The 24,734-nt window shown below is 72.8% G+C and carries 21 protein-coding genes and 1 tRNA gene; 12 read left to right on the top strand and 10 right to left on the bottom strand.

The window, feature by feature from the left end:
- The first annotated feature begins 67 nt into the window (after positions 1 to 67).
- Genes alr through AC3ANS_RS19145 form a run of 4 tightly spaced genes read left to right on the top strand, consistent with a single transcriptional unit; the run spans position 68 to position 4,205 of the window.
- Positions 68 to 1,207, top strand: coding sequence for an alanine racemase (alr, locus tag AC3ANS_RS19160; RefSeq protein ID WP_488293170.1), 1,140 nt, complete (start codon positions 68 to 70; stop codon positions 1,205 to 1,207).
- Positions 1,204 to 2,241 carry an alpha/beta fold hydrolase gene (locus AC3ANS_RS19155; protein WP_488293169.1) on the top strand — a complete coding sequence of 346 codons (1,038 nt, stop codon included), beginning with the start codon at positions 1,204 to 1,206 and terminating at the stop codon, positions 2,239 to 2,241. The genes alr and AC3ANS_RS19155 overlap by 4 nt, the downstream gene beginning before the upstream one ends.
- The gene (gene tsaE, locus AC3ANS_RS19150; protein WP_488293168.1) at positions 2,238 to 3,179 is read left to right on the top strand and encodes a tRNA (adenosine(37)-N6)-threonylcarbamoyltransferase complex ATPase subunit type 1 TsaE; all 942 of its coding nucleotides are present in this window, start codon (positions 2,238 to 2,240) and stop codon (positions 3,177 to 3,179) included. The genes AC3ANS_RS19155 and tsaE overlap by 4 nt, the downstream gene beginning before the upstream one ends.
- Positions 3,180 to 3,221: 42 nt before the next feature.
- Positions 3,222 to 4,205: a sulfotransferase family protein gene (locus tag AC3ANS_RS19145; protein ID WP_488293167.1), complete on the top strand. Its 984-nt coding sequence runs from the start codon at positions 3,222 to 3,224 to the stop codon at positions 4,203 to 4,205.
- On the opposite strand, the gene AC3ANS_RS19140 is transcribed toward AC3ANS_RS19145, so the two are convergent.
- The 4 genes from AC3ANS_RS19140 to AC3ANS_RS19125 are packed head-to-tail and all read right to left on the bottom strand — an operon-like array spanning position 4,192 to position 9,488.
- A complete protein-coding gene (locus AC3ANS_RS19140) occupies positions 4,192 to 6,870 on the bottom strand; it encodes a stealth conserved region 3 domain-containing protein (RefSeq protein WP_488293166.1) in 2,679 nt (892 codons plus the stop codon). The two genes, AC3ANS_RS19145 and AC3ANS_RS19140, sit on opposite strands and share 14 nt — an antisense overlap.
- Positions 6,867 to 7,781, bottom strand: a complete 915-nt coding sequence (locus AC3ANS_RS19135; RefSeq protein ID WP_488293165.1) for a hypothetical protein — start codon at positions 7,779 to 7,781, stop codon at positions 6,867 to 6,869. Before AC3ANS_RS19135 ends, AC3ANS_RS19140 begins: the two co-directional genes overlap by 4 nt.
- 7 nt (positions 7,782 to 7,788) lie before the next feature.
- On the bottom strand, positions 7,789 to 8,370 hold the full coding sequence (locus tag AC3ANS_RS19130) for a hypothetical protein (RefSeq protein ID WP_488293164.1): 582 nt from the start codon (positions 8,368 to 8,370) through the stop codon (positions 7,789 to 7,791).
- A 32-nt stretch (positions 8,371 to 8,402) separates the two neighbouring features.
- Positions 8,403 to 9,488, bottom strand: a complete 1,086-nt coding sequence (locus tag AC3ANS_RS19125) for an ATP-dependent DNA ligase (RefSeq protein WP_488293163.1) — start codon at positions 9,486 to 9,488, stop codon at positions 8,403 to 8,405.
- Between the two features lie 369 nt (positions 9,489 to 9,857).
- On the opposite strand from AC3ANS_RS19125, the gene AC3ANS_RS19120 reads away from it, so the two are divergent.
- The 3 genes from AC3ANS_RS19120 (at position 9,858) to AC3ANS_RS19110 (ending at position 12,536) form a co-directional block, all read left to right on the top strand.
- A tRNA-Gln gene (locus tag AC3ANS_RS19120) sits at positions 9,858 to 9,936 on the top strand.
- An 80-nt stretch (positions 9,937 to 10,016) separates the two neighbouring features.
- Positions 10,017 to 11,507, top strand: a complete 1,491-nt coding sequence (gene glmU, locus AC3ANS_RS19115) for a bifunctional UDP-N-acetylglucosamine diphosphorylase/glucosamine-1-phosphate N-acetyltransferase GlmU (RefSeq protein WP_488293162.1) — start codon at positions 10,017 to 10,019, stop codon at positions 11,505 to 11,507.
- A 57-nt stretch (positions 11,508 to 11,564) separates the two neighbouring features.
- Positions 11,565 to 12,536: a ribose-phosphate diphosphokinase gene (locus AC3ANS_RS19110; protein WP_488293161.1), complete on the top strand. Its 972-nt coding sequence runs from the start codon at positions 11,565 to 11,567 to the stop codon at positions 12,534 to 12,536.
- A gap of 104 nt (positions 12,537 to 12,640) precedes the next feature.
- On the opposite strand, the gene pepN is transcribed toward AC3ANS_RS19110, so the two are convergent.
- Positions 12,641 to 15,064 (bottom strand): aminopeptidase N, encoded by a 2,424-nt coding sequence (gene pepN, locus AC3ANS_RS19105; protein ID WP_488293160.1) that lies wholly within the window; start codon positions 15,062 to 15,064, stop codon positions 12,641 to 12,643.
- 203 nt (positions 15,065 to 15,267) lie between these two features.
- On the opposite strand from pepN, the gene AC3ANS_RS19100 reads away from it, so the two are divergent.
- The 3 genes from AC3ANS_RS19100 to AC3ANS_RS19090 all read left to right on the top strand — a co-directional run bounded on the left by AC3ANS_RS19100 (position 15,268) and on the right by AC3ANS_RS19090 (position 17,426).
- Positions 15,268 to 15,930: a 50S ribosomal protein L25/general stress protein Ctc gene (locus AC3ANS_RS19100; protein ID WP_488293159.1), complete on the top strand. Its 663-nt coding sequence runs from the start codon at positions 15,268 to 15,270 to the stop codon at positions 15,928 to 15,930.
- Between the two features lie 47 nt (positions 15,931 to 15,977).
- A complete protein-coding gene (gene pth, locus AC3ANS_RS19095) occupies positions 15,978 to 16,577 on the top strand; it encodes an aminoacyl-tRNA hydrolase (protein WP_488293158.1) in 600 nt (199 codons plus the stop codon).
- 69 nt (positions 16,578 to 16,646) lie between these two features.
- Positions 16,647 to 17,426 carry a 3'(2'),5'-bisphosphate nucleotidase CysQ gene (locus AC3ANS_RS19090; protein WP_488293157.1) on the top strand — a complete coding sequence of 260 codons (780 nt, stop codon included), beginning with the start codon at positions 16,647 to 16,649 and terminating at the stop codon, positions 17,424 to 17,426.
- 48 nt (positions 17,427 to 17,474) lie between these two features.
- On the opposite strand, the gene AC3ANS_RS19085 is transcribed toward AC3ANS_RS19090, so the two are convergent.
- Positions 17,475 to 18,194 (bottom strand): LuxR C-terminal-related transcriptional regulator, encoded by a 720-nt coding sequence (locus AC3ANS_RS19085; RefSeq protein WP_488293156.1) that lies wholly within the window; start codon positions 18,192 to 18,194, stop codon positions 17,475 to 17,477.
- Between the two features lie 238 nt (positions 18,195 to 18,432).
- Here AC3ANS_RS19085 and AC3ANS_RS19080 point away from each other — a divergent pair, with 238 nt between their 5' ends.
- Positions 18,433 to 19,104 (top strand): helix-turn-helix transcriptional regulator, encoded by a 672-nt coding sequence (locus tag AC3ANS_RS19080; protein ID WP_488293155.1) that lies wholly within the window; start codon positions 18,433 to 18,435, stop codon positions 19,102 to 19,104.
- Positions 19,105 to 19,128: 24 nt separating this feature from the next.
- Here AC3ANS_RS19080 and AC3ANS_RS19075 read toward each other — a convergent pair whose 3' ends face one another.
- The 4 genes from AC3ANS_RS19075 to AC3ANS_RS19060 form a co-directional block, all read right to left on the bottom strand.
- Positions 19,129 to 19,890, bottom strand: coding sequence for an AfsR/SARP family transcriptional regulator (locus AC3ANS_RS19075; protein ID WP_488293154.1), 762 nt, complete (start codon positions 19,888 to 19,890; stop codon positions 19,129 to 19,131).
- 381 nt (positions 19,891 to 20,271) lie between these two features.
- Entirely contained in the window at positions 20,272 to 21,720 is a 1,449-nt protein-coding gene (locus tag AC3ANS_RS19070; protein WP_488293153.1) for an exopolysaccharide biosynthesis polyprenyl glycosylphosphotransferase, read from the bottom strand.
- A gap of 139 nt (positions 21,721 to 21,859) precedes the next feature.
- On the bottom strand, positions 21,860 to 22,651 hold the full coding sequence (locus AC3ANS_RS19065) for a sensor histidine kinase (protein WP_488293152.1): 792 nt from the start codon (positions 22,649 to 22,651) through the stop codon (positions 21,860 to 21,862).
- 205 nt (positions 22,652 to 22,856) lie between these two features.
- Positions 22,857 to 23,882 carry an LCP family protein gene (locus AC3ANS_RS19060; RefSeq protein WP_488293151.1) on the bottom strand — a complete coding sequence of 342 codons (1,026 nt, stop codon included), beginning with the start codon at positions 23,880 to 23,882 and terminating at the stop codon, positions 22,857 to 22,859.
- A gap of 197 nt (positions 23,883 to 24,079) precedes the next feature.
- Here AC3ANS_RS19060 and AC3ANS_RS19055 point away from each other — a divergent pair, with 197 nt between their 5' ends.
- A complete protein-coding gene (locus tag AC3ANS_RS19055) occupies positions 24,080 to 24,706 on the top strand; it encodes a hypothetical protein (protein WP_488293150.1) in 627 nt (208 codons plus the stop codon).
- Positions 24,707 to 24,734 lie beyond the last annotated feature (28 nt).

Below are 24,734 nucleotides of genomic sequence, written 5' to 3'. Positions count from 1 at the left end.
CCACCCCACGGAATCGCACGGTTCCCCCGCTGCGCTCCTCCACCGCACGATTCCGCGGGGACCCCGAATGACGTCCACGCCGGTCGCGCGCCCCGAGATCGTCGTCGATCTCGCTGCCGTCCGGCACAACGTCCAGCGGCTCCGCGAGGTCGCCGGCGTGCCGACGATGACCGTGGTCAAGGCCGACGGCTACGGCCACGGGATGGTCGAGGTCGCGCTGGCCGCGCGCCAGGCGGGCAGCGAGTGGCTCGGGGTCGCCACCGTCGACGAGGCGCTCGCGCTGCGCGCCGCCGGGGACGAGGGCCGGGTCCTGTGCTGGCTGCACGCCCCCGGGGAGAGCTTCGTGGCCGCCGTCGCCGAGGGCGTCGAGGTGACGGCCTCGACCGTCGACGAGCTCGACCGCATCGCTCGGGCCGCAGCCGAGACCGAGACGGTCGCCGCGGTGCAGCTCAAGGTCGACACCGGCCTGTCCCGCAACGGCGCCACGGTCGATGCCTGGCCCGGCCTGGTCGCGCGCGCCCGTGCCGGCGAGGCCGAGGGCCGCTGGCGGATCACCGGCATCTGGTCCCACTTCGCGTGCAGCGACGAGCCCGACCACCCGGCCAACGACGCGCAGGAGCAGGTGTTCCGCGACGCGCTGGCGATCGCCGAGGCCGCCGGGCTGCGGCCCGACGTCCGTCATCTCGCCAACTCCGCCGCCGGCCTGCTGCGCCCGAGCAGCCGGTTCGACCTGGTGCGGTTCGGGCTGGCGTCGTACGGGCTCGACCCGGCGCCCGGCCACACGGCCGACCTCGGCCTGGTGCCCGCCATGACGCTGCGCGCCCCGCTGGTCGGCGCCAAGCCGATCGCGGCCGGCGCGGGGGTCTCCTACGGCCACACCTGGACCGCCGACACCGCGACCACCGTCGGCCTGGTGCCCCTGGGGTACGCCGACGGCATCCCGCGGCACGCCAGCAACGCCGCCCACGTGCTGGTCGAGGGCAAGCGGCGGCCGATGCGGGGCCTCGTGTGCATGGACCAGTTCGTGGTCGACCTCGACGGTGACCTGCCCGTGGCCGGCGCCGACGTCGTGCTGTTCGGTCCGGGCACCGCAGGCGAACCGACCGCCCAGGACTGGGCGGACGCCGCCGGCACGATCTCCTACGAGATCGTCACCCGGATCGGCGGCCGGATGACCCGGATGAGCAGGAGGTACGTCGACTCGTGAGGCTCCGCACCCATCTGATCGGCGCCGCCGCGACCGCGGGCCTCGCCGCCGCGGGCGCCCGCGTCGGCGTCGCGCGCCAGCGCCGCGCGATCAGCCGCCGCCCGGCGGACACCCACCCGGCCTTCGGGTCGCTGCGCTCGCAGCCCGTGACCGTGGTCGCCGACGACGGCACCCCGCTGCACGTGGAGGTCGACGAGTGCGAGGGCTCGCCGCTGACGCTGGTGTTCTGCCACGGCTACGCCCTCAACCTGGACTGCTGGCACTTCCAGCGCGAGCACTACCGCGGTCAGGTGCGCGCGGTCTACTACGACCAGCGCTCCCACGGCCGGTCGGGCCGCTCGCCGATCGGCAGCGCCACCATCGACCAGCTCGGCCGCGACCTCCTCACGGTGCTCGACGCGGTCGCTCCCGACGGCCCGGTGGTGCTGGTGGGCCACTCCATGGGCGGCATGACGATCGTCGCGCTGGCCGACGAGCACCCCGAGCTCTTCGGCGACCGCGTGGTCGGCACCGCCCTGCTCTCGACGACCGCCGGCGGGCTCGACCCGACCCGGGTGCTGCTGCCGATCGCGCCCCCGTGGGCGGGCATCGGCGTCCACCGCGGGGTCGCGGCGCTGGCCCGCGGACACCGGGCCGTGGACGTCGTACGCCGTCTGGGCCGTGACGTGGCGCTGGTCGCCACCGACCAGCTCGCGTTCGGCGACGCGGTCCCCGCCAGCTACGTCGAGTTCGTCGACAAGATGCTCTCGGACACGCCGTTCGAGGTCGTCGCGGAGTTCTTCCCCGGGTTCGGGAGCCTCGACAAGTTCCACGCGGTCGGGGTGCTGGCGAAGGTGCCGACCGCGATCGTGTGCGGCACCGAGGACCGGCTCACCTCGATCGGCCACAGCCGCAAGCTCCACTCGATGATCCCCGGCTCGTCGCTGCTGGAGTGCCTGGGCGCCGGGCACATGGTGATCCTGGAGCGCTCCGACGAGGTCAACGGCGAGCTCGACCAGGTGCTCGAGGCCACGGGTGAGGTGGAGCGCCGGTGACGGTCGATCCACGGCTGAGCATCCGCCACGTCGGTCCGGAGGCAGCCAGCTCGGTCCTCGCGGTCGTGCGCGCGGCGTTCGAGGCCCGCCCACCCCTGGACCCGCCGGCCGCGGCGCTGAGCGAGACCGAGGAGTCGATCGCGCAGCTGCTGTCCGGACGCGGCGGCCTGCTGGCGTGCCTCGGCGAGCAGCCGGTGGGGACGCTGGTGCTCGACCGGGTCGGGAGCACGACGTACCTGCGCCGCTTCGGGGTGAGCCCGTCGGCCCAGGGCCACGGTGTGGCCGCCGCCCTGATCGAGGCCGCGGTCGAGGCCGCGGAGGGCTCCGACGACCTGACCGTGGTCGCCCGCGAGGAGCTGCCGGCGACGATCCGGTTCTGGGAGCGGCAGGGGTTCCGCGAGATCCGGCGCTACCGGCCCAACGTCGAGCTCCGCCGCCCGCTGCGCACCCATGTGCTGCAGGCGCCGGACGCGGAAGCCATGCGCGGGCTGGGCCGCTCGCTGGCCGGACAGCTCACCGCCGGTGACCTGATCGTGCTGAGCGGCGAGCTGGGGGCGGGCAAGACGACGTTCACCCAGGGCCTGGGGGCCGGGCTGGGGGTGCGCGGTGAGGTCACGTCCCCGACGTTCGTGATCGCCCGCGTGCACCCGTCGCTGGTGGGCGGCCCCGACCTCGTGCACGTCGACGCCTACCGGCTCGGCGGTCTCGACGAGCTCGACGACCTCGACCTCGACACCTCCCTCGACGACGCCGTGACGGTCGTGGAGTGGGGCGAGGGTCTCGCCGAGGGCCTCTCGGAGTCGCGACTGGAGGTCGTGATCGTGCGCAGCGAGGGCGACGACCCCGCGAGCGCGGACGACGGTCTCGACCCGCGCCGGGTCGAGCTGACCCCGGTCGGTCCCCGCTGGCACGCCCTGTCGTTCCGCGGCCTCGGCTGAGCCCGGCTGAGTCCGACGACGGCCCCGCGGTAGCCTCCCGGGGTGTCCAGCAACGTGAAGCTCGTGATCGTGACCGGCTCCGGGCGCAGCGGGACCAGCAGCGTCGCCGGCACGCTCAAGCGCCTCGGCCTGCACGTCCCGCAGCCGGAGGTCGAGGCCGACGAGTCCAACCCGCGCGGCTACTACGAGCCGCTGTGGGTCACGGAGTTCCACAAGGAGCTGCTCAACCCGATCCCGGTGCGCACGATCGACTCGCGCCCCACGGCACCCGAGCGGGCCGCCGAGGCGGTGACCCCGGAGGTCGAGCAGCGGCTGCACGACTGGCTGGCCGGCCAGCTCGACCACCCCCAGCTGGTGATCAAGGACCCGCGTGAGTTCTGGGTCCACGACCTGTGGGTACGCGTCGCGGGTGAGCTGGGTGCCGAGGTCACCACGCTGACGATGCTGCGGCATCCCACCGAGGTGGTGCGCAGCCGCGACACGGCGTACCTCACCGAGCAGACGCCGGCCTTCCGCCGGCAGCGCGAGACCACCAACGTGGCGGCGTGGGTCAACGCGGCGTTCGAGACCGAGCGGGCGACGCGCGCCCACCGGCGCGCGTTCGTGCCGTACGCCGACCTGGTCGCCGACTGGCGCACCGCGATGACCCGGGCGGGGGAGCAGCTCGCGATCACCTACGACGGCGACCTGGCCGCACCGCACCCCGTCGACGACTTCGTCGACCAGCGGCTGAACCGGTCGCAGGTCACCTGGGACGACCTCGTGGTGGCTCCGCAGCTGCGCGACCTGGCCGAGCGCACCTGGGCCGCGATGAACACGCTCGTGACCAGCCCCCACGACGAGGCCGCGGCCGCGACGCTCGAGCAGCTGCGCACGGAGTACGTCGAGATGTACGAGTTCGCGGCCGCGATCGCCCTCGACGAGACCACCGCCCAGGTCGGTCGGGTGCGCCGCAACCTCAACCGCAAGCTGGCCAACCGCGACCAGCGGATCGCCCGGCTCGAGGAGCAGCTCAGGGGGCGGTGAGCTCGCGCTCCCACGGCGCGGTGACCGGGAAGTACGTCGAGAAGAACGCCGCCAGCTCCTGGTCCAGGCGCTCGGCGACCATCGCGTAGTCGTGGTGGTCGCCCAGGCAGAAGAAGTCCTGGTCGCGGCGCAGCAGCTGCTTGAGCTGACGGTTGAGGTCGCTGTTGCTGAGGTTGACGAACTCGAACTCCGCCTCGCCGAGGTAGGCCGTGCCGGTGGTGAGCCCGTAGTGCTGGCCCAGCGAGCTCAGCATCGAGACGTCGGTGTCGGAGCGGAACGGCGCCGCCGCGGTCGCGGCGACCGCCTCGGGGAACCGCCGCTCGATCTCGTCGAGCACCGATCGCCGGTGGGGGTGCGGGGTGTGCGCGAGGTTGTTGGTCGTCACCACCCCGAACGCCTCCTGCAGGAGCCGCCGGTTGTTCCACGCCGCCTTGAGGAACGGGGCCGCGCCCGGCACGTCCTCGAGCCCGACCTGGGTGGGCGACATGAACGCCGCGAAGAGACCGGCGGGGCTGAAGAAGATCTCGGGGCGCACCGGCCGGCCCAGGAACACGTCGTCGTTGAGGTACACGAAGTGCTCGGTGAGGTCGGGCACGTGGTGCAGCGAGGTCTCGATCGCGTGCGAGTTGAACGTCGGGAGCGCCTCGGCCGGCAGGATCTCCCGGTGGTCGACGACCCGGATCGCGGGATGAGAGGTGTCCAGCCAGTCCGGCACCTGCCCGGCGGTGACGAGGTGGATGCGGCGCACCCACGGGGCGAACAGGTGCAGGCTGCGCATCGAGTAGCGCAGCTCGTCGCGGGAGACGAAGCGCGCCCGACCGCTCGACTCGCGGGTCAGCGCGGTGCCGGTCGCGCCCGCGAGCCGCTGCTCGCGGGCGGCGTTCCACTCCGGGTCGTTGCCGTCGACCCAGGTGTAGACGACGTCGACCGGGAACCCACACTCGTTGACCGTGCGCTGCGCCATCAGGGGCAGGGTGCGCACCGCGACCCCGTCGACCTCGATGTCGACGGTGGCCGTGCCGCGGGGGATCCGCCGGGTGTAGCGGTTGTCGCGCGGCGCGATCAGCTCGTCGTCGATGCTGGTCTCCCAGAACTCGAGCGCGACACCGCAGCCCTGCCCGAGGACGCTCGCGCGGTCGCCGTCCTCGGGCCAGGGCTCGAGGAAGACCGCGCCGGTGTGACCGCGGCGCAGGTCGGCGGCGGTCGGTGCGACCGGCCCGCGGCGCTCGGGCCAGCCCTTGGCGGCGGGCTCGCGCAGGCAGAGGTACGCCGGGAGCTCCGCCTCGGCGAGGGCGACCAGGACCGCGTCGCGCGCGGACATCGGCACCACGACCGACGGCGTCGGCGACTCGTGCTCGGGGATCACCAGCCACTCGTCGGTGGCCGAGCGGACGGCCGCGACGGCCGCCGCCAGGGCGGTGTGGCGCGCCTGGGCGGGCGTGATGCCCGCGAGGTCGGCCGCGGGTGCGGACGCGGCGGCCTGGCGGCGGGGTGCCCCGGCGCGGGCCGTCACCTGGCCGAGCGTGCCGCGGCGGGCCCGGGCGTCGGAGAAGATCCCGACCCACTGCTCGGCCAGCGCGCGGGCGTCGTACTGCCGCGAGGAGTGGAAGGCCCCGGTGCCGAGCCTGCTGCGCAGGTCGTCGTCGGTGGCGAGCCGCAGGAGCGCCGCCGACATGCCGGCGACGGAGCCGGGTGCGACCAGCAGGCCGTTGACCTCGTGCACGACGATCTCGCGCGGCCCCGACGGGCAGTCGAAGCTGGCGACCGGGACCCCGGCGGCCATCGCCTCCTGCAGCACGAGGGGGAAGCCCTCGGTGCGCGAGGTGAGGGCGGCGATGCTCGCCTTGGCCCACTCGCCAGCCATGTCCGTGGTGGTGCCGGGCAGCTCGACGCGGTCGTAGAGCCCGAACTTGCGGACCTGGCGACGCAGCTCGTGGCGCTGGAAGCCGTCACCGAGGATGCGCAGCCGCCATCCCGGCAACTGGTCGGCGACCTCGCCGAAGGCCTGGACGAGCTTGTGGAACTGCTTCTCGAGCACGAGGCGGCCCGCGGAGACGATCAGCTTGCCGTCGAGCCTCGAGCGCGGCGCGAAGCCCAGGGGAAGCGGGTTGGGCATCACGACGAGCTCGGGGGTGAGGTCGCCGAGCTGCTCGCGCAACCAGTCCGCAGTGGTGGGGGTGAGCATCGCGACCACGTCGGCACGCGGCGCGAACGCCAGCAACGGCTCCAGGCCGCCGGCACGGTCGGAGGACGAGCGGTGCTCCTGGTGCACGAGCACCGTGCGGTCGGGCACCAGCTGGGCGACGGCGGCGAGCAGGGACGGGGTCACCGTGACCACGACGTCGGCGGCCAGTGCGGGCAGCGCCTCGGCCATCGCCACGTCGGTGAGCGCGGAGAACTGGTTGTCCCAGTGCGGCGGGACCAGCACCGACGCGCGCTCGCTCAGGACCCGCGCCTCGGGGTCCTTCAGCGCCTCCTCGCGCACGTCGGCGAGGTAGTCGACACGCACCCGCGCGTCGATGTCGTAGTGGGGGCGGTCGGCGCTGCGCGTGATGCTCACCAGGCGTACGTCGTGGTCGCCGGCGAGCGCGTTGGCCTGGGTGATCGCCGACCGGGACGTGCCTCCCATCCCGTCGGCGTTGAACACGACGTAGGCGATCCTCATGCCTCGCCGCCCACCGCTGCCGGGTCGACCACGCGGGCGAGCAGCGTCGCGTCGGGGGCGTACCGCATCCGCAGCCGGTGCTCGTCGGAGCCGGTCGCGTTGAGGACCGGGAGCAGCACGGCGGCGTTGGGGCTGGCGAGGTCGTTCGCCGACCGGCGCAGCGGCACCCAGGACTCCGGGGACCCCAGCCCCCACCGGAGCAGCTGGTCGCGGCCCTCGGGCAGGCCGGCCTCGGTGATCGTCGCGACCAGGACGTCGGGGACGTCGTCCTGGTGGGTCACCGGGAAGGTCGCCACGACCGCGTCCTCCTCCAGGGCGAGCAGCGCGGCCTCGGGTCGTCCCGGCCGAGAGTGAGCCGCGAGCGTGAGCCGCACGCCGGTCTCGGTGAGGTCGATGCCGAGCACGTCGCAACCGGGCTCGGGGCGGGTGCGCCGCACCCGGAGCATGCCGTCGTCGGTGCGCACGAGCCCGAGCTGCCAGGCGCCGCCCGGGGCGGGCGGCGTGCGCATCGGCGTCCGCGCGAACGGCGCGGTCCACACGGTGAGGGGACGGCCGCCGGGCGGGACCACCACCACGTCGTAGCCGCACTCGTCCTCGCCGGGGAGGTCGAGCAGGTCCGCGCGGACCGAGCGGTACGCCGGGTCCTGCTCGGGCAGGTCGCTGTGGAGCGGGTGCACCTCGCCCGCGTCGTCGCGCAGCGCGAGCACGCCCGCGACCGGCTCGAGGGCGAGCCAGAGGGTGTGGCCGTCGAGGATCCCGGCGTACGCCGCGACGGGGCTGCCGCGGGGCGGAACCGGTGGTGGCGGTGGGTCCTCGGCGCCGGGTGGGACGCCGTGGTCGCCGGGGCCGCTGTGGCCGGCGTGGTCACCGGGGCCGCCGGACGGCCGCCGGAGCCGGGTGGAGAGCTTCACGCGGTGATCAGAGCCCCGTGACGCCCTCGTCGCCGTAGCCCTCGGCCTGCTCGTCGAAGGTCTCGTGCTCCAGCAGGTGGAGGATCGGCACCCCGAGGCGCCGGCGGGCCTTGGAGGTCCAGTCGAGGTGGAAGAACTCCGCCACCACGTGCGGCCGGGTCAAGATGATCGCCTCGCGGCCGTCGACGGCGGCGACCTTGGCGGCCAGGGCGTCGATCGGCGGGTCGGTGACGATCTCGCCGACCGCGGTCGCGCCGCTGGAGCGCAGCGCCTCGAGCGTGGACTCGAGCTCCGCGCTCGAGCGCTCCTCGCAGTCCTTGCGCACCGCGTCGAGGTCGACCTCGCCCATCGGCATCGTGGGGGTGGCGAGCATGTCGCCCGCCGTGAGCGAGCCCATCGCGGACTCGATGCGAGCGGCGGCGTCCTCCAGGGGGAGCAGCACGTAGTAGGTGACCGGCTCCTCGAGCCCCTCGTGCAGCGAGTGCACCTGGGCGGCGTCCCGGGGGGTCAGGGCCTGCTCGACGAGGAGCACGACGGCGTAGTCCCCGGCGGTGCTCGCCGACGGGCTCTGGGGCGAGTTCTCGGACATGGTGCTGCCTCCTGGGCCTGCGGGGAGTCGAGTCAGTCGACGCTCAGAATCCTAGCGAGGTCATAACCGACCGGTTCGTCGAGTTGGTCGTAGCCGCACGACTCGGGGTCACGGTCGGGGCGCCAGCGCCGGAACTGGGCGGTGTGGCGGAACCGGCGTCCCTCCATGTGGTCGTAGGCCACCTCGAGGACCAGGTCGGGGCGCAGGGGGACGAAGGAGAGGTCCTTGCCCTGGCTCCAGCGGCTCTGGGTGCCGGGGACGCGGTCGGGGTTGGCCGTCAGGAACTCCGACCAGCGGCCCCAGGGGTGCTCCTCGATCGGGACGACGAGCGGCTGCAGCTCCTCGATCAGCTCCGCGCGCCGGGCGGCGGTGAAGCTCGCGCTCACCCCGATGTGCTGGAGCTCGCCGTCGGCGTAGAGGCCCAGCAGGAGGCTGCCGAGCAGCGGCTTCTCCGGCGTGCTGGTCTTGTGCTCGCGATAGCCCGCGACCACGACGTCGGCGGTCCGCTCGTGCTTGATCTTGAGCATGCTCCGCACGTTCTGCTGGTACGCCGCGGTCAGCGGCTTGGCCACCACGCCGTCGAGACCCGCGCCCTCGAACTGGTGGAACCACTTCTCGGCGAGCGCCGGGTCGGTGGTCGTCCGGGTCAGGTAGCAGGGGCCGGTCAGCCCTGCGAGCGCCGCCTCTAGCGCGGCCCGGCGCTCCGCGAACGGGCGCTCGGCGTACGACTCGTCACCGAGCGCCAGCAGGTCGAACGCCACGAACGACGCCGGGGTCTTCTCGCTGAGCATCTCGATGCGCGAGGCCGCCGGGTGGATGCGCTCCTGGAGCACCTCGAACTCCAGCCGGTCGCCCACCGCCACGAAGACCTCGCCGTCGAGCACGCACCGCTCGGGCAGCTGCTCGCGGGCCGCGGCCACGACCTCGGGGAAGTAGCGGGTCAGCGGCTTGGTGTTGCGGCTGGCCAGCTCGACCTGGTCACCGTCCTTGAACACGATGCACCGGAAGCCGTCCCACTTGGGCTCGAAGCTCAGCCCCCCGTGCTTGGCGGGGTCGGGGATGCCCTTCACCGACTTCGCGAGCATCGGCTGGACGGGCGGCATCACGGGCAGGTCCACAGGCCGAGGTTAGCCGCGCCTCGCGCGTCGACTTCGTCGCCGCGCGCGGTCGCGGATCGCTCTGGGGTCGGTCGTCAGACGGTGTGGCCGCGCCTCGCGCGTCGACTTCGTCGCCGCGCGCGGTCGCGGATCGCTCTGGGGCCGGTCGTCAGACGGTGTGGCCGCGCCTCGCGCGTCGACTTCGTCGCCGCGCGCGGTCGCGGATCGCTCTGGGGCCGGTCGTCAGACGGTGTGGTTGCGGGAGGCGCGCCGGCTGCGGATTCAGGCCCCCGTGGCATCGGCAGGGCGTCGGGCCTCGTCGCAGCGAGCCTCGAAACCACCGCACCCGCGTGCCTGCCCTAGCCTTGGGGGGTTCCCTCCGGGGAGCGTTCCCCGGTTGGTCTGCCGGCAGGGCCCGCCTGACTTTGAATCAGGACTAGCGACGTAGGTTCGACTCCTACCCGGGGAGCACAGTTCACCTCCTCCTCGGCGCCACCTCGACCGCACGCCCTAGAGTGAGACGACCGGCCACCTCGGAGGGGAAGCTGCGTGAGCGCAGAACAGGCGACGGGACTGACCGTCATCGTGCTGGCCGCCGGAGGCGGCACCCGCATGAAGTCCAAGACCATGAAGGTGCTGCACCCGATCGCGGGTCGCACGATGATCGAGCACGTGCTCGTGGCGGCCCGGGCGATGGAGCCGGACCGGATCGTGGCGGTGGTCGGCCACCAGCGTGAGCAGGTCTCAGACCACATCCGTGGGCTCGGCCCCGACGTCGTGCTCGCCGTCCAGGAGGAGCAGCTCGGCACCGGGCATGCCGTCCGGGTCGCCATGGAGGCGCTCGCCCGGCAATGGGGGAGCACGACCGGCACCGTGGTGGTGGCGTACGGCGACACCCCGCTGCTCGAGGGCGAGTCGCTGCGCGCGTTCGCGGCGGAGCACGAGGCCGCCGAGCGCGCCGTCAGCGTGCTCAGCGGGATCGTCGACAACCCCTTCGGCTACGGCCGGGTGCTGCGCAACCACGAGGGCGATGTCGAGGCGATCGTCGAGGAGAAGGACGCGACGCCGGCCCAGCGCGAGGTGTGCGAGATCAACTCCGGCATCCTCGCGTTCGACGCGGAGTTCCTGAGCAGCGCGCTGCCGCGGATCGGCAACGACAACTCCAAGGGCGAGTACTACCTCACCGACGCGATCGGGATCGCCCGCGAGGACGGCCTCACCGTCGGCGCCCACACGATCGAGGACGTCATGCAGACCGAGGGCGTCAACGACCGCGCCCAGCTCGCGCGGCTCGGCGCCGAGCTCAACCGGCGCATCGTCACCCGGTGGATGCACGACGGGGTGACGGTCATGGACCCCGCCACCACGTGGATCGACGCCGACGTCGTGCTCTCCCCGGACGTCACCCTGCTGCCCGGCACCCAGCTCCTCGGCACCACCGTGGTGGCCGAGGACGCGGTGATCGGCCCCGACACCACGCTCAAGGACTGCGAGGTCGGCGCCGGCGCGCGGGTCGTGCGCTCCCACGGCGAGCTGGCGGTGATCGGCGGCGAGGCGACCGTCGGCCCGTTCTCCTACCTGCGCCCCGGCACCAACCTGGGGGCCGGCGGCAAGATCGGGGCGTTCGTCGAGACCAAGAACGCCACGATCGGCGACGGCGCGAAGGTCCCGCACCTCTCCTATGTCGGCGACGCCGAGATCGGCGAGGGCACCAACATCGGCGCGGGCACGATCTTCGCCAACTACGACGGGGTGAACAAGCACCGGACGAAGGTCGGGCGGCACGCCCGCACCGCGTCGAACAACACGTTCGTGGCCCCGGTCGAGATCGGTGACGGGGCGGCCACGGGTGCCGGGACCGTCGTACGCCGCGACGTGCCGCCCGGCGCTCTGGCGGTGTCGAGCGGCCCGCAGCGCAACATCGAGCGCTGGGCGCTGGACAAGCGCCCCGGGACCGCCCAGGCGCGAGCAGCGTCACAGGCTCTGGGGGAGACCGCGGACGCTGGTCGGGACGGTGAACGGGACGTGGCAGAATCCTGACCATCCCCCTCCGGCGACCCCCGTCCGATGACTGAGGAGCAGCACACCGTGACCGGAATGAAGAAGACCACCGAGAAGAACCTCATGGTCTTCAGTGGCCGGGCACACCCGGTGCTCGCTGAGGAGGTCGCCACCCTGCTGGGCACGCCGCTGACCCCGCAGTCGGCGTACGAGTTCGCCAACTCCGAGATCTACGTGCGCTACGAGGAGTCCGTCCGCGGCTGCGACGCCTTCGTGATCCAGAGCCACACCGCTCCGATCAACGAGTGGATCATGGAGCACCTGATCATGGTCGACGCGCTCAAGCGGGCCTCGGCCAAGCGGATCACCGTGGTGATGCCGTTCTACGGCTACGCCCGGCAGGACAAGAAGCACAAGGGCCGCGAGCCGATCTCGGCCCGGCTGATGGCCGACCTGTTCAAGACCGCCGGCGCCAACCGGCTGATCACCGTCGACCTGCACGCCGACCAGATCCAGGGCTTCTTCGACGGACCCGTCGACCACCTGATGGCACTGCCGATCCTCGCCGACTACGTCAAGGAGAAGTACGGCCACCAGCCGCTCGCCGTGGTGTCTCCGGACGCCGGCCGGATCAAGGTCGCCGAGCGCTGGTCGGCTCGACTCGGTGGCGCGCCCCTGGCGTTCATCCACAAGAGCCGGCGCACCGACCGCCCGAACGAGGTCGTCGCCAACCGCGTCGTCGGCGACGTCAAGGGGCGGATGTGCGTGCTGGTCGACGACATGATCGACACCGGTGGCACGATCGTGAAGGCCGCGGAGGCGCTGATGAACGATGGCGCCGCGGGCGTGGTCATCGCCGCCACGCACGCGATCCTCTCCGACCCGGCCGTCGACCGGCTCAAGAACTCTCCGGCCGCGGAGGTCGTGGTCACCAACACGCTGCCGCTTCCTCCCGAGCGCGAGTTCGACAAGCTCACCAGCCTCTCGATCGCCCCGCTCGTCTCACGTGCGATCCGTGAGGTCTTCGAGGACGGCTCGGTCACCTCGATGTTCGACGGGCACGCCTGACGGGGACGCGCCAGCGGACCCGTCGATGGTGGTCGAGCAAGGAGCGCGGCTGAGGGACGAAGCAGCGACCGACGTGTCGAGACCCGGTGAGACGGGCGCGGACCTCAGCTCACATCGTCTCTCCAGTCCTCCCACTGCCGGCGCAGCACCGTCGGCAGGTCGCCTGTGAGGGCCTGGTCGAGCGCGACCACCTGTGCGGCGTCCAGCGCGAGGGCCGGCCGGCTGCGCCCGACGACCAGCGCGAACGCCTGGCCGCGCCGGGCCCAGGCGGGCGCCTCGCGCAGGTAGCGCTCGACGTACGGCGCCAGCAGCTCGGTCTGCTCGACCGACCAGAGCCCGCTCATGAGTGAGCCGAACCGGCGGTTGTCGACATTCGGGTCGGACACCGCCGCCCAGGCCTCGTCCTTGGCCCGTGCGGTCGGCCGAGCAGCGCGGGCGGCCGCAGCACCGAGCTCGGCCTCGACGCCCGGCTCGCGGAGTCGCTGCTCCTCGATCAGATCGGCGCCGGCGGCGCCGGTCTCGGCCAGGCGACGCACCGCCCGCCAGCGCAGCGCGGGGGAGAGCGGCAGGTCGCCCAGGGTGCCGGCCTCCAGCCAGCCGCGTATCGTCGCCGTCTCACGGGAGGTCGCAGCGAACCCGGACGCGAACGCGAGCGCGAGGTCGGGCGTGCACGCGTGCATGAGCCCGGTCTCGCACGCGGAGGCGATCTGGTCGAGTGCGGTGGCGGCGGCGCCAGCCGGAACTCGCAATGGCAGCACCCGGTCGAGCGTGCGTCCCAGGACGGCGGAGATCAGCGTGGCGCTGCGCTCGCCGGGGAGGTGCTGTGCCACCAGGTCGACGAAGGCGAGCGGGTCCAGGAGCCGCGTCTGCACCTCGTCGAAGGCCATCGTCCACAGCACCGCGCGGGTGAGGTCGTCGTCGACGCGGCACAGCCCGGCGGCGACCGCGGCACGTGACGCCGGGTCGAGCAGGACGCGGGCGAACGTCTCGCCGTGGCTGTTCGCCACGACGACCCGGCCGGCGAACGCCGGGAGCGCGACGGGCTCGTCGCCGATGTCGACCAGCTGGCCGCCGACCTCGGCCCAGGAGTCGTCGTACGCCGTGACTCGCAGGCGGTGCGGCCGGGTGCCGTCGCGGCGCACGACCGGAACGTCTCCGTCACGCTCGACGCGCACGGTGTCGAAGCCAGTGGTCCGCAACCACAGCCGGACCCACTCCCGCACGTCGCGGTCGGACGCCTCGTCCAGGGCGGTCACGAAGTCGTCGAGGGTCGCGTTCGCGAAGCGGTGCCTCGTCAGGTAGGTGTTCACGCCGCGCAGGAACGTCTCGTCGCCGAGCCAGGTCACGAGCTGGCGCAGCACGGAGTTGCCCTTGGCGTAGGAGATCGAGTCGAAGATCGTCGCGGCCGCGTCGACGTCGGGCACGTCCTCGGCCTCCGGTGCGACCGGGTGGGTCGAACGGCGCTCGTCGGCGTCGTACGCCGCTGGCTTGCGGGCGGCCTCGTGTCCCAGGATCGCGCCCGGGTAGCCCGCGCCGTCGGCTGCGACGCGGTAGCCGAGGTAGTCGGCGAACGACTCCTGCAGCCAGCTGTCCTCCCACCACGTCATCGTCACCAGGTCGCCGAACCACATGTGCGACATCTCGTGGGCGATCACCGCCGCGCGGAACATCCGCAGGTCCTCGGGGACGGCGCCGCGGGGGAGGTACTCGTCGCGGTAGGTCACGCACCCCGGCATCTCCTGGGCGCCCCAGTTCAGCCCCGGAACGAAGACCTGGTCGAAGGAGTCGAACGGGTAGGGCTCCTCGAAGATCCGCGCATAGTGGTCGAAGCACCCCTCGGTGATCGCCCGCAGGTCGTCGAGGTCGCGGTCGAGCTCGGCGACCAGCGACGCGCGGGCGTGCCACCCGAATGGCAGGTCGGCGTGCTCCCAGCGCCGCGAGACCCACGGCCCAGCGGCGACCACGAACAGCGCCGGGGGGATCGGCGGCGTCGCCGCGAACTCCCAGGCGCCGTCGGTCTCGGCTCCCGGCGCGCGCAGCGTGCGGCCGTTGGCGAGCACGGTCGAGGCCGGATCGGCCCGCACCGTCAGTGCGATCGGCGCCTTGAGGTCGTTCTGGTCGAAGCAGCAGAAGACCTTCTGCGCGATGTCCATGCCGAGGTAGGCACCGACGTACGTCGCCCCGTCGGCCGGGTCGACCATCCGGTGCATCCCGTCGCCGTCGGTGACGTAGGGCAGCCGGGCGCTCACCACGACCTCGTGCTCGCCGCCGAGCCCGTCGAGGTGCAGGCGCCGCCCGTCGTACGCTGGATCCGCCGCTGCGCCGTCGAGCGTCACCGTCAGGTCCGAGGCGCCGGTGAGCTCGAGGAAGGTCCGCTCGGCGGACGCGGTGAAGCGCACGGTGGTCCGGCACCCGAAGGTCCCGCCGCCGGGCGAGGTCAGGTCCAGCTCGATCGCGTAGGAGACGGCGGAGACGGCGGAGGCGCGCTCGCGCGCCTCCGCAAGCGTGAGGGACCCCGTGGGTGACATGGGTCGACCCTACGTTTTCGCGCAGCGCCCGTTCGCGGCTAGACTTCTGCGGTTGCCTCGGCGAGGGACCGGCCAGTGCACCTGGGTCGGTCCGTGATCGACAGGGCTGGCTGATCCGTCCGGACGTGCCGCCTCGATCCGAGCCGCGGCCCCGAGACCGAGAACCACCATCAGGCCAGCACCACCGAGGAGAAGAGCGCATCATGTCCGAGAAGATCAAGGCCGAGACCCGCACCGAGTTCGGCAAGGGCGCCGCCCGCCGGATCCGCCGCGAGAACAAGGTCCCGGCGGTCCTGTACGGCCACGGCAACGACCCGATTCACGTCACGCTGCCCGGCCACGAGACGATGATGGCCCTCAAGCACGGCGGCGCCAACGCCCTGCTCGAGCTCGACATCGACGGCAAGGCCCACCTTGCCTTGACCAAGCAGGTCCAGATCGACCCGATCAAGCGGCTGCTCGAGCACATCGACTTCGTCGCCGTCATCAAGGGCGAGAAGGTCACCGTCGAGGTTCCGGTGCAGCTGGTCGGCGAGGCCGCCCGCGAGACGCTGGTCGTCACCGAGACGGCCACCATTCAGCTCGAGGCCGAGGCCACGCACATCCCCGAGTTCATCGAGGTCGACATCGAGGGCGCCGAGGCGGGCACGCTGATCCACGCGTCCGACCTCAAGCTGCCCTCCGGCAGCACGCTGCTGCTCGACCCGGAGACGCTGATCGTCAACGTGACCGGGCAGCAGTCCGCGGAGGCCCTCGAGGCGGAGCTGGAGGAGGCCGAGGCCGAGGCCGGCATCGAGCGCGAGGAGTCCGACAACGACGTCGACGAGGTCGGCGCCGAGTCGTCCGAGGGATCCTCCGAGGAGTGACCTTCGGTCACCTGCGTCAACTGATTCGTAGAGAGGGCCGGGATCGCGTGGCCGACTCCACCACCCCCGTGTGGCTGGTGGTCGGGCTGGGCAATCCCGGCCCGACCTATGCCAGCCACCGCCACAACGTGGGCTACCTGGTCGTCGACGAGCTCGCGTCTCGACTGGGGTCACCGTTTCGTGCCCACAAGTCGGGTCGCGCGGAGGTCGTCGAGGGCCGGCTGGGCATGCCCGGGCAGGACGGTCCGCGCGTGGTGCTGATGAAGGCTCGCTGCTACATGAACGAGACCGGCGGCCCGGTCAAGCAGCTCGCCGGCTTCTACAAGGTGCCGCCGGAGCGGATCATCGCGATCCACGACGAGCTGGACATCGCCTTCGACACGATGCGGGTCAAGCTCGGCGGCGGCGACAACGGGCACAACGGCCTGCGCTCGATGCGCTCCTCGCTCGGCACCGGCGACTTCTTCCGGATCCGGGTCGGCATCGGCCGGCCGCCGGGTCGGCAGGACCCGGCCGACTTCGTGCTGTCGAGCTACTCCACGGCCGAGCGCAAGATCCTGCCGTTCCAGGTGGACCGCGCCGCCGACGCGGTGGAGACGCTGGTCAGCGAGGGGCTCGAGCGCACCCAGCAGCAGTTCAACTCCTGATCGACGTTGACCCGCCCGAAAGTCTCGGGCGGGTCAACGTCGGATCGGGTGCTCGATAGGGTTCGGGGCATGAGCTTCGACCCCGGCACCCCGCCCGCCGCCGCCGCGACCGACGACCACGTGCTGGCCGCCTGGCTGGCGACGGTCGCCGGGGATCGCCTCCTCGAGGTGCGCCAGGAGGGTCTCGAGGGCCGCGAGCTCAAGGACGCCGGCGACCGTGCCGCCCACGAGCTGCTGATGGACCTGCTCGCCCAGCACCGGCCGGGCGACGCCGTGCTGTCCGAGGAGGGCAAGGACGACAAGGTGCGGCTGACGAGCAGCCGGGTCTGGATCGTCGACCCCCTCGACGGCACCCGGGAGTTCTCCGAGGTTCCCCGCGACGACTGGGCCGTGCACGTCGCCCTGTGGGTCGACGGCGACCTGGTCGCCGGCGCGGTCGCCCAGCCCGCGCTCGGCGAGACCTTCCACACCGGCGCGCCCCCCGTCGTACCCCCGAGCACCGCGCCGCGCCCGCGCATCGCCGTCTCACGCAGCCGTCCGCCGGCGTTCGTGCACGCGCTCGCCGAGGAGCTGGACGCAGAGCTGGTGCCGATGGGCTCGGCCGGGGTGAAGGTGATCTCGGTGGCCCGCGACCTCACCGACGCCTACGTCCACGCCGGCGGCCAGTACGAGTGGGACTCCGCGGCACCGGTCGCCGTCGCCCGTGCGGCCGGTCTCTTCACCTCGCGCATCGACGGCACGCCGCTGGCCTACAACCAGGAGGACGTCTACCTGCCGGACCTCATCGTGTGCCGCCCCGAGCTGGCCGAGCGCATCGTCGCGTTCGTCGCCGAGCACGGCTACGAGTGAGGCCTCGGGCCGGCGTACGCACGCCGGCCCCCGGTGCCGGCCGACCGGTCAGGGACTCGGTTCGGGAGCCTGCCAACCCACGCTGCGCGCCAGGCCGGCAGCGGCCAGCTGCGAGCTGACCTCGAGCTTCGCCAGGATCGACTTCACCTGGGTGCGGACCGTCGCCTCCGAGACGAAGTCGTGGCGCGCGATGTCCCGGACCGGGTGGCCCTCCATCAGCTGACCCAGGATCTCGCGCTCGCGCGGCGTGAGCGTCGCGAGCTTGTCGCGAGCCGCCTGCTGCGCGCGACACCGCTCCTGCCACAGGCGGAGGAGCTCCTCGCGCTCCGCGTGGTCGATCACGGGCAACCCCTGGCTCAGCCTGCGCACCACCGCGAGGATGTCGTTCAGCGGCTGGTTCTTCGACACGACCTTGCGGGCGCCGTGCTGCACGCACTCACCCCAGCGGGCGTGGTCGGTCGACGCGGTGACCACGACGACGTTGACGCCGGACCTGGCCAGCGGGTTGATCAGGTCGACGCCGTCACCGAACCGGCCCAGATCCAGGTCCACGAGCGCGATGCGTGGCTTCCACCGGTTCGACACGGCGAGCACCTGCCCGGGCGCACTGGGGTGGTCGGGCACCGGGACGCGCCGTACGTCGTAGCCCTCGAGGGTCAGTGCGAGCTCCAGCGACTCGGCGAAGAGCGCGTGGTCCTCGACGACCACGATGCGCACCCTGCTCCTGGCCGGCGCCGGGTGCATGGTCATCACGGTGTCCACCACCATGCCGTCCGATCGGATCGATCCTGGTGGTGCTGACCTCCGATGTCCCGCATCTGACTCTCCCCCGTCATGGCGCGTGCCCGACCGTACGCCGGACCGGTGGCCGCGCAGGGAGCCTCGTGGGCAATCCCCCATTTGGGGGACGCCCGACCTGTCGCGTCCGGTGGGGGTCCCCAATATCAGGGTGCGGCCGGTGTCGACCGGTGTCCGCCGGCGAGGCGGGGACCACGCTGGTGGGGTCATGTTCCAGCGCCGAGTCGTCGTCTGCGCCGACCACCTGCTGGTGGTGGAGTCGGTGGGGGCGGCGTTGTCCTCTGTCGGGTTCCGGACCCAGCGGGTCAGGGGCTGGCCGGTCGACGCGGGGGAGGTGCCGGTCGAGGCCGAGGTGGGTGTCCTCCTCAGCGACCTCGAGCCCGACGCGCGCCTCGAGGAGGCCCGTGCCCTGGTGAGGGGGACGGCGCCCCCGTGGATCGTCCTCGCGGGCGCAGCTCCGGGGCCGACCTGGGGAGGGGTCCTCGATGCCGGCGCGGCCGCGGTGCTGTCCAGCACCGTCAGCCTCGAACGGTTGTGCGGCGCGATCGAGAGCGCCGCGAACGGTGAGCCGGGGCTGGGTCCTGACGACGAGCAGGCGCTGGTGGAGGCCTGGCGGGTCGTCGGGCTCGGGCGTTGCCTGGTCATCGGACGGGTGCGGTCGTTGACCCCGAGAGAGCTGGCGGTGCTGCGCGAGCTGCATGCAGGAGACGCCGTCGCCCGGATCGCCGAGCGATCGGGTGTGGCTCGTGCAACGGTGCGCAGTCAGGTGCAGGCGATCTTGCACAAGCTCGGTGTCCGCACGCAGCTCGCAGCCGTTGCGGTCTACGACACGGTGAAGGACGACGTCGCCGGTCCGGCTCGCACGCGGGACGCCTGCTGACCCGCCGGGCCGGGCGCCCCGGGTTCATGCCGATTCGCCGCGCAGCAGCCTCAGGTGCAGGTCCTGGGTCTGGGCGGAGGGGTCGGCGCCGAGCGTCTCGGCCAGGTGTCCGCGGCAGGCCTCGTAGGCCTCGAGCGCCCTCCCGGTGTCTCCGAGCGCCGCGTACGCCTGCATCACCAGGCGGTGGCCGGTCTCCGAGGAACGATCGGCCCGGACGGCCATCGTGGCGAGCTCGAGGGACTCGTGGGGTTGGTGCAGCTCGAGGCCCGCGGCCGCTGCGTCGCAGAGCAGCTGGTGCCAGGCATGGCGCAGGTTCTCCCGCTCGGCGAGGGCCCAGCTGCTCTCGTCGTCGTGGGCGTGGAAGTCGTCTCCGTAGAGCGGTCCGGCGGCGTAGAAGATCGCGAGCACCCGGGTGTGGTGCCGGATCCGCGCCGCTGCCGCAGCCCGGTGCGCGGCCTGCATGAAGCTCGAGGTGTCGACCCAGGCGTCGCTGAGCACCAGGCCGTCGGGTCGCCGGAGGACACAGTTCGTCCGCATGACACGGCGGATCTGACAGCACGCGGTGCGCAGGCTGGCCCGCCCGCGCTCGGGGTCGACGTCGGGCCAGAGCCGCTGAACGATCGTCTCCGTGCGCACGGAGCGTCCCCCGCTGAGCGCGAGCATGCAAAGCAGATCCCTGGTCTTGCCGGTTCTCCACTCCTCGAGAGCGACCACGGATCCGTCGAGCCGGCGCACCTCCAGCGGCCCGAGGAGCCTGATCTGGATGAGGTTCTGCCTGTCAGTCATGCCGATCGCCTCGTTCCTGCTCGCGGCAGGAACCGGTCGTGGACCGCTCTTCTGGTCAGGCTAGCCGCGTGCCTCGCCTCGTGCAGGCGAACGTGATCCGCAGAGCACAAGGTCCTGAGGGCGGTCCAGACCTGGACTCGGAGAGGGCCCACCAGCCGCATCCGGCCTCCGCCGACCGCCGCCATGGGGGGACATGGGTAGGGCGGAGCCGGCGCCACCGCAGCTCCCCGTGAAGGGCCGGTGCCGCGCGCAGCCCGGCACCGGGTGGTACGGCTGGTGAGCCGTTCCGGGCACCGGACTGGGTCCGGTGAGCTCCACGATCCCCGGTCGCGACGGCCCGCACATCCCCAAAACGTGGGAAACGCAGGCGTCGTGGACTCCTCAGTAGGCGCCGCGATGCCCGACCACCGCGCCCACGGTGCGCAGCAGGATGCGCGCATCGAGCCCGGGTGACCAGTCGTCGACGTACCGAAGGTCCAGGCGCAGCGACTCCTCCCACGAGAGGTCGGAGCGTCCGGAGACCTGCCACAGACCGGTCATGCCCGGCGTCACCGCGAGGCGCCGGAACGCGTCGGCGTCGTAGCGCTCGACCTCGCAGGGCAACGCCGGCCTCGGCCCGATGAGAGCCATCTGTCCCAGCACGACGTTGACCAGCTGCGGGAGCTCGTCGAGCGAGTACGTCCTCAAGAGCCGCCCGAGCCGGGTGATGCGGGGGTCGGCGTGCATCTTGAACAGCATGAGGTCCGCCGGCGTCCGGGCCGAGAGGGAGGCTTGCAGCTCGGCGGCGTCCGCCCGCATCGTGCGCAGCTTGAACATGGTGAACGTGGCACCGTCCTTCCCGATTCGGGTCTGACGGAACACCGCTGGGCCCGGCGACTCCGCGCGGATCAGGAGAGCGAGGAGAAGCAGGAGCGGGGCAAAGACGATCAGGCCGAGGGCTGCGAGGGAGCGCTCACCCACCAGCTTGCCGGCGTGGGCCGCGCCCGAGACCGGAGACGCCTGGGCCGGACGGAGCCGGACGAGTGGGACCGCTCCGGCGGCCGCCACCCGCAGGCGATCCGCTCGCGCCTGGGGCAGACCGGTGGTGACGAACAGGTCGGGGCCGTCGGCACCGGAGGTGTCCAGGTCCCAGCCGAGCCTGCGGATCAGCATCGGCTCGACGTGCGGGCAGGGGACGACGACGACGGCCTCCGCGCCGTGGGCGGAGACGCAGCTCCTGAGGTTGCCGAAGCCGGTGACGACGGGCACGCCGAAGTCGGCTTCGGTGGCGCGCTCGGTCAAGCACACCGCGACCACCGAGAGCCGCCCGCTGGCCTGGAGGTCGTCGAGCATCCACTGCACGCCGTGCGCGTGGCCCGCCAGGATCGTGCGTGCGGGCGCGCCGGTGCGCCTGGCGACGAGGTCGGCGATCACGTGCTGGGCGTACGCCGTCGCCGCGACCGCGGTCGTCAGCACCACCAACCGGGACGCGTCGACGGTGGCGCCCCGCAGTGCCGCGGGCAGGAGCACCGCGAGTGGCAGCACGGCCGCAGGCAGGAGGGTCCGGGTGCTCGGCTGCGGTCCGAGTGCCGTCGAGTCGTAGGCGCCGCCAGCCGCGAGCAGCCCCGTCCACGCCGCTGCGAGCCCTGCGGCCGCCAGCACGGACGCGCCCGGCGTCGTACCGACGAGCCCACCCCACGGCCGCACCGCCAGGGCGGCGAGGAAGGCGGTGAGCCCGTCGACGGCCGGCAGCAGGCGGGGCCAGGTGACGCGTCCGGGTGCGGTCAGGACCCGGCCGCGGGCCCGCTCCTCCAGGAGCGCCGAGGCGCGGAAGGGCAGCACGGTCGTCATATGAGATACCTCCTCGCACCGAGGGTCATCGCGCGCTCGTCGCGCGGTGTCGGCTGCGACGGCACATCCCGCATTTCGGTGATGGGCAGGCTGCGCGGCGCGTGGCGCCGACCGCCCAACCGGCCGCCCAACCGGCTGATCAGCCCAGCTCGCCGACCCACGACGCCGACGCGGGCATGGCCGGGAGGCACAGGACGAACGTGGACCCGGGGCTGCTCGAGTCGCTCGGGTCGAGCCGGAGGACCGCGCCCATCTGGTCGGCGAGCCGGCGGGCGATGCACAGACCGATGCCCTCACCCGGGGAGTCCAGGCGACGGACACCGCGCTCGAACAGGTCCTGCCGGACCTCCGGTGCGACACCGGGTCCGCGATCGTGCACCCCGATCTCCACGGTCTCGACGCCCGGGCAGACCGTCACCTCGACCTCGTTCCCGAAGGCATGACGGACCGCGTTCTCCAGCAGGACGTGGAGGACCTGGGCGACGTCGTCCTGGCGGCCCCACGCGCGGGTGGTGGTCCCTGCCCACGCGACATCGTGGCCGCGCACCCGGAGGGTCTCGACCAAGGTGTCGATGATGGCCCCGAGGTCGATCGACTCCGTGGGACCGGTGGCCTGGTCGGCGAGAAGGCGCTCCAGGCGGTCGAGCTCGGCGCCGTGCAGCTGCTCGAGCCGCGACCGGGCCGCCGAGTTCAGCTCGACCTGCCGCTCCTGCAACAGGTGGTACGACGCGACCAGCCCGCTCACGGTGGACCGCAGCTCGTGCAGCCGATCGCGCTCGTGGGCCAGCTCGGCCTCGAGCTGTGCGGCCGCGTCGTCGGACGCGCGGTCCGAGGCGTGGCCACGGTGGTCGCGTACGACGGGCGCGACGACCAGGCGCAGTCGCTCGACGGTCGACCGGATCGGACGAGGCTTCGCGGCGGGGCGCCTCATCGGGGACCCCAGCCGCGGCGGGCGGGCCCCGAGCTCCGGGTGCGGGTGTCCCTGTTGGATCTCATCGACGAATGCGTGGTGCATCGTGCCCCCTGGTGATGTTCCTCGAAGTCAAGCAACGCCGGCGCAAAACGAGCGTCAACAGAATGCGAAATCGGACGTGCAGCGGCCGCTGGTCCAGGCCACGTACGGCGAGGACGGGGGCTCATGGCGGCCCGTCCTCGGTCTGGGGGTGGGCCGCCAGCCACTGGTCCAGGCGGTCGTCCCGGACGGCGCGCCACAGCGCCGCGCCCCGTCGCCGGTCGAGCCAGACAACGCTCTGGTCACCGGCCCAGCCGAGGCCGCTCACGGGCGCGGTCAGGCAGCGGACGCCGTCACTGCCGGCGTCGCGGAGCGACCAGGCCAGTGTCGCCAGCTCGCGTGAGCTCCACCTGTCGTCGACCGAGACGTGGTCGGTCAGCATGTTGACGAACTCGACGATGCCGGTCGGACTGTCGCGCAGCCCCATCGTCTGCTCGGCCAGGGTGCCCAGCACCTTCTGCTGGCGCCGGACGCGGTCGAGGTCTCCGCCCGGCAGCCCGTAGCGCTGTCCGACGTAGTCCAGCGCGCGGTCACCGTCGAGGTGGTGGTCCCCGGCGGTCCAGGTGATGCCCCGCGCGGAGTCGTAGACGGTCTCGGGCACGGTGACGGTGATGCCGCCGACGGCGTCGATCAGCTCACGGAAGCCGTCCCAGTCGATCACCGCGAGATGGTCGATGTGGACGCCGGTGAGCTGCTCGACGGTCCGGATGGCCAGTGCCGCGCCGCCGTAGGAGTAGGCGGCGTTGAGCTTGGCCATGCCGTAGCCGGGGACCGGGACCCAGGAGTCGCGCGGCAGCGACGTCACCGTGATCTGATCGCGGTCCCCGTCAACGTGCACGAGCATGATCGCGTCGGAGCGCTGGGCGCCGTAGACCCACGCCGATCCGGCCGCCGACGACCCCGTGGTCGGCACCTTCGAACGGCGGTCGGTCCCCAGCAGCAGGATGTTCATCGCCGTGGCCGCGGATCCGGTCCGGACGCGCTCCGGGCGGGGCCCGAGCTCGTCGAACACCCCGGGTATCCGATCCACCTCGTCGAGCTGGTGGTCCAGGTAGGCAAGAGCCCCCAGCCCCGACCCGACGACCAGGGCCAGGCAGGCGGCCACGGCGATCAGCGCCCTGCGGGCGATGTGAGCAACGCTCGTGGTCATCCGCGCCCCCCGGGGATCGACCTGGGTGGTCCTGTCCCTCCGACCTTCGGCGTGCCGCCCGGCACGACGCCGGTGGGGGCGCCGGAATCCCCAAGAGTGGGGACCCTGGCGAGCTGTCGCCCATCGCGCCGTCCGGGCGAGGTCTGCTCGCACCGGGGCCGGTCGCGAGGGCGACCGCACTGCCGCGAGGAGGAGCCGTGACGACTCGCCGTCTCGCTGGACCGTCCGGACGTACGGCGGCGGTCGGCGCTGGCGTCGCAGCGGTCCTCCTCGGCGGAGCCGTCCTGATCGGGTATGGCACGCCCGACGACGCGGCCGGCCCCGACCACCCCGCGGCGGCGGTGGCTTCGGCGGGTGCGCCGGCGTCCCCGGCGTCGAGCGCGACGGCCCCTCGGCCCCCGGCGACGGTGCCTGCCGGGGAGATGCGGATCCGGCGCCCCGTCCCCCTCGACGTCACCGCGCACTTCGACGCGGTTCTGAGCCTGCGGGTGACCGGGGTCGACGCGGTCCGAGGTGTCGCCCGAGGGCCGGGCGAGATCGCGGGACCCGCCGTACGACTCACCGTCGAGATCAGCAACCGGGCGCGCCGCGCGGTGTCGCTGGAGAGCGTGGTGCTCTCCGTGTCGTACGGCGCGGCCGAGACGCCGGCCGTCACGTTGACCGGGGCGGACGCGCGACCGTTCGGCGGGCTCCTCGGAGCCGGGCGCTCCCAGGTCGCCCGCTACGTCTTCGCGATCCCCGTGGCGGAGCGCGGGGATGTCCAGGTGGTCGCGAGCTACACGGGAACGGCCCCCGGCGTGGAGCTGATCGGATCGGTCGCGTGAACACGGATCCCCGGGCGGGCTCGGCCGG

The sequence above is a fragment of the Nocardia sp. 149-1B genome (assembly GCF_057747975.1).
This window is presented reverse-complemented; position numbering and strand designations above follow the sequence as displayed.

Excerpts from the sequence above, each read along its gene's own strand:
- AC3ANS_RS19100 (WP_488293159.1), top strand. The coding sequence starts at position 15,268 with ATGTCCGAGAAGATCAAGGCCGAGACCCGCACCGAGTTCGGCAAGGGC.
- pepN (WP_488293160.1), bottom strand. The coding sequence starts at position 15,064 with ATGTCACCCACGGGGTCCCTCACGCTTGCGGAGGCGCGCGAGCGCGCC.
- AC3ANS_RS19085 (WP_488293156.1), bottom strand. The coding sequence starts at position 18,194 with ATGGTGGTGGACACCGTGATGACCATGCACCCGGCGCCGGCCAGGAGC.
- AC3ANS_RS19065 (WP_488293152.1), bottom strand. The coding sequence starts at position 22,651 with ATGAGGCGCCCCGCCGCGAAGCCTCGTCCGATCCGGTCGACCGTCGAG.
- AC3ANS_RS19060 (WP_488293151.1), bottom strand. The coding sequence starts at position 23,882 with ATGACCACGAGCGTTGCTCACATCGCCCGCAGGGCGCTGATCGCCGTG.
- AC3ANS_RS19090 (WP_488293157.1), top strand. The coding sequence starts at position 16,647 with ATGAGCTTCGACCCCGGCACCCCGCCCGCCGCCGCCGCGACCGACGAC.
- AC3ANS_RS19080 (WP_488293155.1), top strand. The coding sequence starts at position 18,433 with ATGTTCCAGCGCCGAGTCGTCGTCTGCGCCGACCACCTGCTGGTGGTG.
- AC3ANS_RS19140 (WP_488293166.1), bottom strand. The coding sequence starts at position 6,870 with ATGAGGATCGCCTACGTCGTGTTCAACGCCGACGGGATGGGAGGCACG.
- AC3ANS_RS19075 (WP_488293154.1), bottom strand. The coding sequence starts at position 19,890 with ATGACTGACAGGCAGAACCTCATCCAGATCAGGCTCCTCGGGCCGCTG.
- AC3ANS_RS19070 (WP_488293153.1), bottom strand. The coding sequence starts at position 21,720 with ATGACGACCGTGCTGCCCTTCCGCGCCTCGGCGCTCCTGGAGGAGCGG.
- AC3ANS_RS19110 (WP_488293161.1), top strand. The coding sequence starts at position 11,565 with ATGAAGAAGACCACCGAGAAGAACCTCATGGTCTTCAGTGGCCGGGCA.
- alr (WP_488293170.1), top strand. The coding sequence starts at position 68 with ATGACGTCCACGCCGGTCGCGCGCCCCGAGATCGTCGTCGATCTCGCT.
- AC3ANS_RS19130 (WP_488293164.1), bottom strand. The coding sequence starts at position 8,370 with ATGTCCGAGAACTCGCCCCAGAGCCCGTCGGCGAGCACCGCCGGGGAC.